This is a genomic window from Rathayibacter sp. AY1F8, assembly GCF_002932165.1.
In the GTDB taxonomy this organism is placed as follows: domain Bacteria; phylum Actinomycetota; class Actinomycetes; order Actinomycetales; family Microbacteriaceae; genus Rathayibacter.
Genome location: NZ_PSVB01000026.1, coordinates 1 through 11,082 on the forward strand (window position 1 = coordinate 1; position 11,082 = coordinate 11,082).

Below are 11,082 nucleotides of genomic sequence, written 5' to 3' on the forward strand. Positions count from 1 at the left end.
AGAAGGACTGCCACGCGCTGGTTCCGTCGAGCGAGGCCGCTTCGAGCTGCTCGGAGGGGACGCCCTTGATGGCGGCGGAGAGCACCGTCATGGCGATCCGGACAGCCAGCGGGAGATCAACGCGGCGGCTCCGAAGGTCGACGACCTGCTCCGGCGCATCGCGGGACTCTTCCGCGACCACCGCCCCAAGCTCACGCTCACCGTGATCCTCGTGCTCGTCGGCGCCGCCCTCACGGTGGTGCCCCCGCTCCTCACTCAGCTGGCCTTCGACCGTGGGCTCTTCCCGCCAGGCGGACGCCCGAACCTCCCGGTGCTGCTCGAGCTGGTCGGCGTCATGGTGCTGGTCTGGGCGTTCTCGGCGATCCTCGGCGTCTGGCAGACCTACCTCACCGCGACCGTCGGCAACACGGTCATGGGGGAGCTGCGCATCCGCCTCTTCCGCCACCTGCAGGCGATGGAGCTCGGCTTCTTCACCCGCACCCGCACCGGCGTCATCCAGTCGCGCCTCGCCAACGACGTGGGCGGCGTGGCCAACGTGCTCACGAACACCGTCTCGAGCGTCCTCGGCAACACCGTCACCGTGATCGCGGCCGTCGTCGCGATGCTCCTGCTCTCGTGGCAGATGACGATCGTCGCCCTCGTCCTCACTCCGGTGCTCGTCGTGGCCCAGCGCCGCGTCGGCCAGGTGAGGGCGCGCATCGCGACGAAGACGCAGGAGTCGCTGTCCGAGATGACCGCGATCACCCAGGAGACCCTGAGCGTCTCGGGCATCCTCCTGGCCAAGAGCTTCGGCCGCCAGGAGTCGGAGGTGACGCGCTACGCCGACGAGAACGGCCGGCAGATCGAGCTCCAGGTGCGGCAGCAGATGTCCGGCCAGTGGTTCTTCGCGATGGTGCAGATCTTCCTCTCCGTCATCCCCGTGATCGTGTACCTCGTGGCCGCCTGGCTGATCCTCGGCGGCACCACCGTCACCGCCGGGACCGTCGTGGCCTTCACCACCGTGCAGGCGCGCCTGATGTGGCCGCTCCTGGGCCTGATGCGCGTCGCGCTCGACCTGCAGACGGCCGGAGCGCTGTTCGCCCGCATCTTCGAGTACCTGGACCTGCGCCCGGCGATCACGGACCGGGCCGATGCACGCGAGGTCTCGGGCGAGCTCGGCCGGGTCGAGCTCGACGACGTCGTGTTCCGCTACCCCGACCAGGCGGAGGACGCGCGCCCGACGCTCGACCACGTCTCGGTCGCCATAGAGCCGGGCCAGTTCGTCGCCTTCGTCGGTCCCTCCGGCGCGGGCAAGACCACCATCTCGTACCTCGTCCCGCGCCTCTACGACGTGGCCGGGGGAGCGGTGCGCTTCGCCGGCACCGACGTGCGCGAGCTGCGGCAGGAGTCGCTCGTCTCGCACATCGGCATCGTCAGCCAGGAGACCTACCTCTTCCACGCGACGATCGGCGACAACCTCCGCTACGCCCGCCCGGACGCGACGCAGGAGGAGCTGGAGGCGGCCGCCCGCGCCGCGAACATCCACGCGACGATCACGTCGTTCCCCGACGGCTACGACACGCTGGTCGGCGAGCGCGGCTACCGGCTCTCCGGAGGCGAGAAGCAGCGGCTCGCGATCGCACGCGTCCTGTTGAAGGACCCGGCGGTCCTCATCCTCGACGAGGCGACCAGCGCCCTCGACACCGTCTCGGAGCGGATCGTCCAGACCGCGCTCGACGACGCCGCCCGCGGTCGCACCACCATCGCGATCGCTCACCGGCTCTCGACCATCGTGTCGGCCGACGTCATCCACGTCGTCGAGGGCGGCCGGATCGTCGAATCGGGCACCCACCGCGAGCTGCTTGGCCTCGGCGGACTCTACGCCTCGCTCTACGCGCAGCAGACGGAGTCGGCCCTCCAGGGCTGAGCCGCGGATCGGCGGCCGGACTCCGCGGGGCTACTCGCAGCCGACGCCGTCTGAGTCGCCGGGCCCCGTGCACGACGTCGGCGGAGAGCACGTGCCCCTCCCTGGTGGGGAGGCGCACCACTCTCAGCCGCTGTCGTGCGCGCCGGAGGCGGTCACTCCGCCGGGCGGTCCTCGAGCATCTGCTCCATCAGCGAGATCTCGGCCTCCTGGGCCTTCACGACGGAGGAGGCGAAGTCGGTGGCGACCGTCACGCGGCTCCGGGCGAGCAGCGCCTCGGCCATGTCGATCGCGCCGCGGTGGTGGGCGATCATCAGCTCGAGGAACATCCGGTCGAAGTCTCGGCCCGACGCGCTGCTGAGGGCGGTGATCTGGTCCGGTGTCGCGAGACCGGGCATGCTCGCGGGCACGACGCCGTCCTCGGTCCCCATCCCCATCGACGAGTGCTCGTCGGCGGCTCCGGCCAGGGTCGGCCGGCCCATCCAGGTCATCGAGGGCTCTGGAGCAGCCTGCGGCAGGCCCCACGAGTTCAGCCAGCCGAAGAGCTGCCCGGCCTGCTGCTGCTGGGTGAGCAGGATGTCCTTCGAGACGGTGAGGACCTCGTCGTCGGCGCTGCGCTCGCGGGCGATCATCGCCAGCTCGGCGCCCTGCAGGTGGTGCACCTGCATGTCGCGCGCGAAGCCCGCTTCGGCGCTGGCGCTCGAGGGCGTCGCGGCGGAGGCGAACGGAGCGAGCGCGCCGAAGAGGTAGCCGCCGGCCGCCCCGAGGAGGAGCGCGACCACGGCGACCGCGGCGACGAGGATCCGGCCCCTACTGCTTGCCGGGCGCATCGATCCCTCCGGTGCAGGGGGCGCCGGGCTCCGGAGCGCTCGAGGACTGCCAGAAGCGCTCGACGAAGGCGTCGATGCGGGGGTCCTCGGGCGAGTCGATCGCGACCTGGGCGTCCCAGGCGCTCAGCACGATGGGCGACTCGAGGCCCTCGTAGGGCGAGACGACGGAGTAGGTGTCGGGCATCGCGGCGATCAGCGCGTCGACCTCGCTCTGCGGGAGCTCGGGGTCGTAGGTGGCCCAGACGGCGCCGTGCTCGAGGTCGTGCACCGCGTTCTCGTTCGGGACGGGCTCGTCGTAGACGCCGCAGTTCATCCACACGGCGTTGTGCGGGCCGCCCGCCGGCGGGGTCTGCGGGTAGTCGACGGCGCCGGCGACGTGGGTGGCGTCGTTGTCGAAGGTCTGCAGGCCGTCGATCTCGCGCGCCTCGACGATCTGCTGGTTCCCGAAGACGGTGACCGCGACGATCCCGCCGACAGCGAGGACGGCCAGGGCCGACAGCGACCAGATCCAGATGCGGGAGCCGCGCTTGCGGCGGTCCTGCTCGCGCTTGTAGGCCTCGAGCTTCTCCTGTCGGGCGCGGTTCTTGGCGGACATCGTGTCTTTGGGCACGGCGGCGTCTCTCGTTCTGAGGGCGGAAGGCGCCTGGGGCGGGCGCAGGCGCCTGAGAGGCGCTCTCAGAGGATAACGAGCGAGGCTTCGGATCGGATCAATGCGCGGTCAGGGGAATCTCGATGCGCCCGAGGAGCGGGCCGCTCGATCAGCGGGATGCCCAACGGGCCCGCTCGATCCGCAGGATGCGCCGCGGCTGCGCTCAGGGGGCGAAGGTGAGCCAGAGCAGCAGGCCGTTCAGGACGATGAGGAAGACGGCGGCCAGGGCGGCGGCGAGGGTGGTGAACCAGCGGTTCGTCTGGTCGCCCATCAGGCGGCGGTCGCGGGTCAGGATCACGAGCGGCACGAGCGCGAAGGGGATGCCGAACGACAGGACCACCTGGCTGAGCACCAGCGCGCGCGTCGGGTCGAAGCCGATCGCGAGCACCAGGAGCGCCGGGATCAGCGTGACCAGACGACGGGCGACGAGCGGCACCCGCACCTGGAGCAGACCGTGCATGATCTCGGCCCCCGCGTACGCGCCGACCGAGGTCGAGGCGAGGCCGGAGGCGAGCAGGCCGACGGCGAACAGGGTCGCGACCACCGGTCCGAGCGCCGCTCCGATGGCCGCATGGGCGCCCTCGAGGCTGTCGGTCCCGGCGACTCCCGCGAGGGAGTGCGCGGCGAGGAGCAGGATCGCGAGGTTCACGGTGCCGGCGATCGCGAGGGCGATCGTCACGTCGATCCGGGTGGCGACCAGGATCCTCCGGCGCGCGCCGACGCCCTCGACGTGGCCGAAGCGGTCGCGGGCGAGCGCGGAGTGGGCGTAGATCGCGTGGGGCATGACGGTCGCGCCGAGGATCGAGGCGGCGAGCAGCACCGACTCCGAGCCCTCGAAGCGCGGCACGAGACCGGCGACGGTCGCACCCGCGTCCGGCGGATCGACGACCACGCCGACCGTGAAGCCGACGGCGATCAGCACCATCAGCGCCGTGATCACCCGCTCGAACGGCTGCGCCCCGCCCCGCGTCTGCACGAGCAGCAGCACCAGCGAGACCGCGCCGGTGACCACGCCGCCGGCCAGCAGCGGCAGTCCGAAGAGCAGGTTCAGCGCGATCGCGCCGCCGATCACCTCGGCCAGGTCGGTCGCCATCGCGACCGTCTCGGCCTGCAGCCAGTAGGCCCGGCGGCCCCAGCGGCCGCGCAGGCGGTCGCCGAGCAGCTCGGGGAGGCTGCGGCCGGTCATCAGGCCGAGCTTCGCCGAGAGGTACTGGATGAGCCAGGCCATCAGGTTGCCGAGCACCACCACCCAGACCAGGAGGTAGCCGAACCGGGCGCCGGCCGTCATGTTGCTGGCGACGTTGCCCGGGTCGAGGTAGGCGACTCCGGCGACCAGCGCCGGGCCGAGCAGGCGGAGGAGGTGGATGTCGGCCGGACGCCGCGGCGGTGCGGCGATCGGTGAGGTCATTCGGGGTCCGTTCCGGGTCGACCGCGGCGCTCGCGGACCCCCACGATAGGGCACCGGCGCGACCGGCGGCACTCCCCTCCCGAGACCGCTCCCTGTGCCTCCGCCCACCCCCGTCACACGCCCGCAGCCGGTTGCTACGCTGGCGGGATGAGCCTGGATCGCGCCCTTCCCGCACGCCCGGAGACCGGGATGGCCTACGCCGATTCGGTGCTCGACCTCATCGGCGACACCCCGCTGGTGAAGCTGGGTCCGGTCGCGGCGGGCGTGCAGGCGACCGTGCTCGTCAAGGTCGAGTACCTGAACCCCGGCGGCTCGTCGAAGGACCGCATCGCGACCCGCATCATCGACGCCGCCGAGCGCGACGGGCTGCTGAAGCCCGGCGGCACCATCGTGGAGCCGACCAGCGGCAACACCGGCATCGGCCTCGCCCTCGTCGCGCAGCAGCGCGGCTACCGCTGCGTGTTCGTGCTGCCGGACAAGGTGGGGGAGGACAAGCGCAACGTCCTCACCGCCTACGGGGCCGAGATCGTCGTGACGCCGACGGCCGTCGCTCCGGAGGACCCCGCCTCCTACTACTCCGTCTCGGACCGCCTCGCCCGCGAGATCCCCGGCGCCTTCAAGCCCAACCAGTACGCGAACCTCAACGGACCGCTCAGCCACTACGAGACCACGGGCCCCGAGATCTGGCGCGACACCGCCGGCCGGCTCACCCACTTCGTCGCGGGAGTCGGCACGGGCGGCACCATCAGCGGCGTCGGCCGCTACCTCAAGGAGGTGTCGGAGGGCCGCGTGCAGATCGTCGGCGCCGACCCCGAGGGCTCCGTCTACTCGGGCGGCGGCGGTCGCCCGTACCTGACCGAGGGCGTCGGCGAGGACTTCTGGCCGAGCGCGTACGACCCGAGCGTGGTCGACCGGATCATCGCCTCCAGCGACGCCGAGTCGTTCGCGATGACCCGCCGCCTCGCCCGCGAGGAGGGGCTGCTCGTCGGCGGATCGAGCGGGCTCGCCGTCTCCGTCGCGCTCAAGGCCGCCGCCGGTCTCGGGCCGGACGACGTCGTCGTCGTGCTCCTTCCGGACGGCGGGCGCGGCTACCTCGGCAAGATCTTCAACGACCGCTGGATGCGCTCCTACGGCTTCCTCGAGATGCGCGACGAGGGCACCGTCCGCGACGTGCTCCGCGCGCGGGCGGCGAGCGGGCAGGCCGACCTCCCGGCGCTCGTGCACGCTCACCCGACCGACACGATCCGCGACGCGATCGGCATCATGACCGAGTACGGCGTCTCGCAGCTGCCGGTGCTGACCGCCGAGCCGCCCGTCGTGATGGGCGAGGTCGTCGGAGCCGTCGACGAGCGCGAGCTGCTCGACCGCGTCTTCGCCGGATCCGCCTCGATGAACGACCCGCTCGGCGACTGCGTGGGCGACGCGCTCGCGCTGATCGGGCTCGGCGAGAGCATCACCGCCGCCCGCGCCGCGCTCACCGAGCGCAGCGCCCTCCTCGTCACCGACGAGGGCAAGCCCGTCGCGGTGATCACCCGACAGGACCTCCTCACCTACGCCACGGCCTGACGGCCGCCGCCTCCGCACCTCCGACCCAGGGAGCCCGCACCATGCCCAAGAAGCAGCACTTCGACACCCGCGCCATCCACGCCGGCCAGGAGTTCGATCCGACCACCGGCGCGGTCGTGCCGCCCGTCTACATGACCTCCACGTTCGTCCAGGACGGCATCGGCGGTCTCCGGGGCGGCTACGAGTACGCCCGCTCGGCGAACCCGACGCGCGACTCGCTCCAGGAGCTCATCGCCTCGCTCGAGGGTGCGGACGTCGCCTACTCCTTCTCCTCCGGCCTCGCGGCCGAGGACACCCTGCTGCGCGCCGCCCTCGCGCCCGGCGACCACGTCGTCCTGGGCAACGACGCGTACGGCGGCAGCCACCGCCTGATCGACCGGGTGCACAGCGCCTGGGGCGTGCGCAACACGGCCGTCGACATGTCGAACCTCCGCGAGGTGCAGCGGGCGATCGTCCCCGGTGAGACGAAGATGCTCTGGGTCGAGACCCCGTCGAACCCGCTGATGACCATCAGCGACATCGCCGAGCTCGCCGACCTGGCCCACGCGCACGACCTGATCGTCGTCGTCGACAACACGTTCGCCTCCTCCGCCCTGCAGCAGCCGCTGGCCCTCGGTGCCGACGTGGTCGTGCACTCGACCACGAAGTACCTCGGTGGCCACTCGGACGTCGTCGGCGGCGCGCTCGCCCTGCGCTCGGGGCCGCTGGCCGAGAAGATCGCGTTCCTGCAGTTCGCGGTCGGAGCGATCTCGGGCCCGATGGACGCGTGGCTCACGGTCCGCGGCATCAAGACCCTCGGGGTGCGGATGGAGCGCCACTCCGTCAACGCGCAGGCGGTCGCCGAGTTCCTCGTCGAGCACCCGGCGGTGACGGCCGTGCACTACCCGGGCCTGCCCTCGCACCCCGGCCACGAGCTGGCGAAGCGCCAGATGTCGCGGTTCGGCGGGATGCTCTCGCTCGAGCTCGCGACGCCGCGCGCGGCCCGGAAGTTCGCCGAGTCGACCGAGCTGTTCCAGCTCGCGGAGTCACTGGGCGGCGTCGAGTCGCTGATCGGCTACCCGAGCGAGATGACGCACGCGTCGGTGAAGGGCACGCCGCTGGAGGTCTCGGAGTCGCTGGTGCGCCTCTCGGTGGGCCTCGAGGACTCGTCCGACCTGATCGCGGACCTGTCGGCGGCGCTGCCGAAGAAGTAGAGGCGGGAACGCCGCCCCGCGGGGCGGCATCTCGATGGTGCGCCCGAGCCGGCCCCTGCCAGGATCGGGCGCATGACCTCCTCGCGCCGCTTCGTCGACCTCAGCCACACCGTCGCGGACGGGCTGGTGACCTACCCGGGCCTGCCCGCTCCGCGCATCCGGCCGCACCTCACGCGTGAGGCGTCCCGCGCCTCCTACGCGCCCGGCACCGAGTTCGCGATGGACGTCATCGAGATGATCGGGAACACGGGCACCTACCTCGACAGCCCGTTCCACCGCTACGAGGGCGGAGCCGATCTCGCCGCTCTCCGCCTCGAGACGCTGGTCGATCTGCCTGCCGTCGTGGTCGACGCGACCGGAGCCACCGGACGGGGCATCAGTGCTGACGCGGTCGCGGGACTCGACGTCCGCGGCGCCGCCGTCCTTCTCCGCACCGGCTGGGACGCGCACTTCGCCACGCCCGGGTACGGCAGGGGCGCCCCCTTCCTCAGCGGCGAGGCGGCGGAGGCGCTCGTCGCCGCCGGCGCGGTGCTGGTCGGCATCGACTCGGTGAACATCGACGACACGGAGTCGGGCGGATCGCGGCCCGCGCACTCGGCACTCCTCGCCGCGGGAGTGCACGTCGTCGAGCACCTCACCGGCCTCGGCGGGCTGCCGGCGACAGGGGCGCGCTTCACCGCCGTGCCGCCGAAGGTGCGGGGCTTCGGGACCTTCCCGGTGCGGGCCTTCGCGGTCGTCGACGAGCCCTGACCGGCGCAGGGGCCCCGGGCGCCTCCGGCTAACCTGGACCGATGCATCCCGCTCTCGCCGCCGTCGGCCGGCGCGTCCGGCCCCGCACGCGCCTCGCGGCGCTGGGCCGTCGTGTCCGCCCCCGCACGCGGCTGCGCTCCGCGGCCCGGGTCGTCTGCTCCGCCCCTCAGCGCCTCTCGGAGCGCCGCGCCGCCGTGATCGCCGCCCGGCCGATCGACCACCCCTCGCCCGCGCTCCGGCGCGAGCTGCTGCTGCTCGATCTGGCCAACCGCTTCTCCCGCCGCTCCGCGGTCGATCCGGCGGGCGAGGTCGTGGTGACGATGACCACGCACGGCGAGCGGCTGCAGCGGGTCCACGTGGCGCTCGAGTCCATCGCCCGCGGCGACGCCCGGCCCGCGCGCCTGGTGCTCTGGCTCGACGACCCGGCCCTGCACGCCGACCTGCCCGCGCCGCTGCGACGCCTCCGCCGCCGCGGCGTCGAGATCCGCCTGGTCGACGGCTACCGCGTGCACACGAAGTACTACCCGCACCTGCTCTCGGGCCGGGCGGGGGAGCGCGACCTCGTCACCTCCGACGACGACATCGTGTACCCGCGCACCTGGCTGAGGGGCCTGCTCGACGCCCGCTCGCGCTACCCACGAGAGACCGTGCTCTGCTACCGCGCCCACCGGGTGGGGATCGTCGACGGCGCCGTGGCTCCGTACACGAGCTGGACGCCGGTCGCCGACACGCGCGCGTCGACCGATGTCTTCGGCACCTCCGTCTCCGGGCAGCTGCTGCCCGCCCCGCTCCTCGGCGAGATCGCCGCGCACGGGGAGGCGTTCCGCGAGATCGCCCCGGACGCCGACGACATCTGGCTGCACGTGCGCGCGGTCGACGCCGGTTACCGGATCGCGCAGATCGAGCCCCGGGCCCAGCTGTTCCCGTTCGTGCCGCGCACGCAGCAGTCCGGGCTCTACCTCGTCAACTACTGGGACGGCGGCAACGACCGCCAGGCCCGCGCGGCCTACACGCCCGAGGTGACGGCGCGGATCGCGGCGGACGCCTCCGCGAGAGGGGAGGTGCGCTGATGCGCCTGCTGTTCGTGAGCAACCTCTACCCGCCGCAGGTGCTCGGCGGATACGAGATGACCTGTGCGCGCGTCGCGGAGGCGATGGCGGCCCGCGGCCACACCGTGCGCGTGCTGACCACGCCGACCTACCTGCCGCCGGAGCCCTCGGGTGTCGAGGTGCACCGCACGCTGAGCCTGCGCACCTACTTCCCGCTGCCGCAGACCGGCGGCGAGATCGCTCAGCTGCTGCACCACGAGAGCGCCGTCTCGCGGTTCGAGAACACCCGCATCCTGCTCGAGGAGCTGCGCGACTTCGCGCCGACCCACGTGGTGGCCTTCAACCTGCTCGGGATCGGCGGCCTCGCGATGATCGACCTGCTGCGGGCGGTGGAGGCGCCGTGGATGTGGAACCTCGGCGACCGCATCCCGAACGCCCTGGTCGACGGGCTGCCCGAGCGCGTGCTCCGCGTCTACGGCGCCCAGGCCCCCGACCACTTCGACCGCGGCGAGATCGTCGCGGTCAGCCGCTCCCTCGTCGACGCGATCGAGGCCGGCGGGCTGAGCCTGGGCGAGGTCGAGGTGATCGGGCGCGGAGTGTCCGTTCCCCCCGACACCGCGGAGCCGCGGCGCTACCGCGAGGGCGGGACCACCCGGTTCACGTTCGCCGCGTCGCTCGGCGAGCACAAGGGCGTCGGGCTGGTGCTGGAGGCGGCGGCGTCTCTCGCGGAGGAGACCCGCGACTTCCGCGTGGACCTCTACGGCGACGGAGACGTGGACGGCTGGCGCGCCCGGGCGGACGAGGCGGGCCTGGCCGGCCTGGTCGAGTTCCACGGAGCGACGCCGCACGCCGAGGTGCTCGCCGCGCACGGCCGCGCCGACGCGTTCCTCTTCCCGACCTGGGCCGGAGAGGCGTTCGGCGTCGCGCCGGTCGAGGCGGCCGCGGCGGGCGCCGTGCCGATCGTGACGGCGGCCAGCGGAGTAGCGGAGTTCCTCATCGACGGCGTCGACTGCATCAAGATCACCCGCTCCGCCCCGGCGCTCCTCGAGGCGATGCGGGACGTGGCGAGCGGGGCGGTGGACCTCGAGGCGCTCGGTCGGCGGGGCCGGGCCGCGGCGCGCGGACCGCTCTCGTTCGAGCGCTCCGTCGAGCTGATCGAGGCCTCGCTCGAGCGCCGCTCCCGGCCGGGCCTCGCCGACCGCCTCGCCGACACCACCCTCGAGGCCGACATCATGGACAAGGATCTGCGGGCGATGGACGTGCTCCACCGCCGCTTCTCCGGACGGGACCACGACGATGACCACTGACCACGACTTCCTCCAGGACCCCGGCTCGGCGCCCACCCGGCTCGGCCGCGGCGGCGTCGTGCTCCGCGACGCCGTGCACCGGCTGGTCGCCCCCTGGTTCGAGCAGGCGCGGCTGCGCACGGAGGAGCTGCGCGCCGAGACGGCGGCCCTGCGCGACGAGGTGGCCGGGCTCCGCGGCGAGCTGAGCGCGGTGCAGGGCGACGTCTCCGTGCTGCGCGACGAGTCGGCGGGCCTCCGGGAGGCGCTGGACGAGCTCAGCGCGTCGGTCGCGGCCGACCGCGCCTCGTCCGAGGCGGCGGGTGCGGCGGCCGCCGAGCAGGCCGCCGACAGCGCAGCGGCTCTCGACGAGCGCGTCCGCGGGGTCGAGCTCGAACTGCGGGCGGTCACCCGGCGCCTCGCGGAGGCGCTCGACCGCTGAGGCGGCGAG

Annotated in this window: 10 protein-coding genes; 7 read left to right on the forward strand and 3 right to left on the reverse strand. The window is 73.0% G+C overall.

Features of this window, described 5'->3' with window-relative positions:
* The first annotated feature begins 46 nt into the window (after nt 1-46).
* Complete coding sequence (locus C5C35_RS14770) at nt 47-1,906, forward strand: ABC transporter ATP-binding protein (protein WP_104263462.1); 1,860 nt, start codon at nt 47-49, stop codon at nt 1,904-1,906.
* Between the two features lie 152 nt (nt 1,907-2,058).
* On the opposite strand, the gene C5C35_RS14775 is transcribed toward C5C35_RS14770, so the two are convergent.
* From C5C35_RS14775 to C5C35_RS14785, 3 genes are all read right to left on the reverse strand, one after another.
* Nucleotides 2,059-2,733 (reverse strand): DUF305 domain-containing protein, encoded by a 675-nt coding sequence (locus tag C5C35_RS14775; protein WP_104224341.1) that lies wholly within the window; start codon nt 2,731-2,733, stop codon nt 2,059-2,061.
* The gene (locus tag C5C35_RS14780) at nt 2,714-3,343 is read right to left on the reverse strand and encodes a DUF3105 domain-containing protein (RefSeq protein ID WP_244230507.1); all 630 of its coding nucleotides are present in this window, start codon (nt 3,341-3,343) and stop codon (nt 2,714-2,716) included. Before C5C35_RS14780 ends, C5C35_RS14775 begins: the two co-directional genes overlap by 20 nt.
* Before the next feature lie 202 nt (nt 3,344-3,545).
* Nucleotides 3,546-4,790, reverse strand: a complete 1,245-nt coding sequence (locus C5C35_RS14785; protein ID WP_104227179.1) for an Nramp family divalent metal transporter — start codon at nt 4,788-4,790, stop codon at nt 3,546-3,548.
* Between the two features lie 189 nt (nt 4,791-4,979).
* On the opposite strand from C5C35_RS14785, the gene C5C35_RS14790 reads away from it, so the two are divergent.
* The 6 genes from C5C35_RS14790 to C5C35_RS14815 all read left to right on the forward strand — a co-directional run bounded on the left by C5C35_RS14790 (nt 4,980) and on the right by C5C35_RS14815 (nt 11,073).
* The gene (locus C5C35_RS14790; RefSeq protein ID WP_104227178.1) at nt 4,980-6,356 is read left to right on the forward strand and encodes a cystathionine beta-synthase; all 1,377 of its coding nucleotides are present in this window, start codon (nt 4,980-4,982) and stop codon (nt 6,354-6,356) included.
* A gap of 41 nt (nt 6,357-6,397) precedes the next feature.
* Nucleotides 6,398-7,549: a cystathionine gamma-synthase gene (locus C5C35_RS14795; RefSeq protein WP_104224345.1), complete on the forward strand. Its 1,152-nt coding sequence runs from the start codon at nt 6,398-6,400 to the stop codon at nt 7,547-7,549.
* Between the two features lie 72 nt (nt 7,550-7,621).
* The gene (locus C5C35_RS14800; protein WP_104247709.1) at nt 7,622-8,299 is read left to right on the forward strand and encodes a cyclase family protein; all 678 of its coding nucleotides are present in this window, start codon (nt 7,622-7,624) and stop codon (nt 8,297-8,299) included.
* A gap of 41 nt (nt 8,300-8,340) precedes the next feature.
* On the forward strand, nt 8,341-9,369 hold the full coding sequence (locus tag C5C35_RS14805) for a glycosyltransferase (protein WP_104263463.1): 1,029 nt from the start codon (nt 8,341-8,343) through the stop codon (nt 9,367-9,369).
* Nucleotides 9,369-10,655, forward strand: coding sequence for a glycosyltransferase (locus C5C35_RS14810; protein ID WP_104224348.1), 1,287 nt, complete (start codon nt 9,369-9,371; stop codon nt 10,653-10,655). The genes C5C35_RS14805 and C5C35_RS14810 overlap by 1 nt, the downstream gene beginning before the upstream one ends.
* Nucleotides 10,645-11,073, forward strand: coding sequence for a hypothetical protein (locus C5C35_RS14815; protein WP_104263464.1), 429 nt, complete (start codon nt 10,645-10,647; stop codon nt 11,071-11,073). The genes C5C35_RS14810 and C5C35_RS14815 overlap by 11 nt, the downstream gene beginning before the upstream one ends.
* Nucleotides 11,074-11,082: the final 9 nt, after the last annotated feature.

Coding starts and splice junctions, on each gene's coding strand:
- C5C35_RS14775 (WP_104224341.1), bottom strand. CDS start 2,733: ATGCGCCCGGCAAGCAGTAGGGGCCGGATCCTCGTCGCCGCGGTCGCC.
- C5C35_RS14785 (WP_104227179.1), bottom strand. CDS start 4,790: ATGACCTCACCGATCGCCGCACCGCCGCGGCGTCCGGCCGACATCCAC.
- C5C35_RS14790 (WP_104227178.1), top strand. CDS start 4,980: ATGGCCTACGCCGATTCGGTGCTCGACCTCATCGGCGACACCCCGCTG.
- C5C35_RS14795 (WP_104224345.1), top strand. CDS start 6,398: ATGCCCAAGAAGCAGCACTTCGACACCCGCGCCATCCACGCCGGCCAG.
- C5C35_RS14800 (WP_104247709.1), top strand. CDS start 7,622: ATGACCTCCTCGCGCCGCTTCGTCGACCTCAGCCACACCGTCGCGGAC.
- C5C35_RS14805 (WP_104263463.1), top strand. CDS start 8,341: ATGCATCCCGCTCTCGCCGCCGTCGGCCGGCGCGTCCGGCCCCGCACG.
- C5C35_RS14810 (WP_104224348.1), top strand. CDS start 9,369: ATGCGCCTGCTGTTCGTGAGCAACCTCTACCCGCCGCAGGTGCTCGGC.
- C5C35_RS14815 (WP_104263464.1), top strand. CDS start 10,645: ATGACCACTGACCACGACTTCCTCCAGGACCCCGGCTCGGCGCCCACC.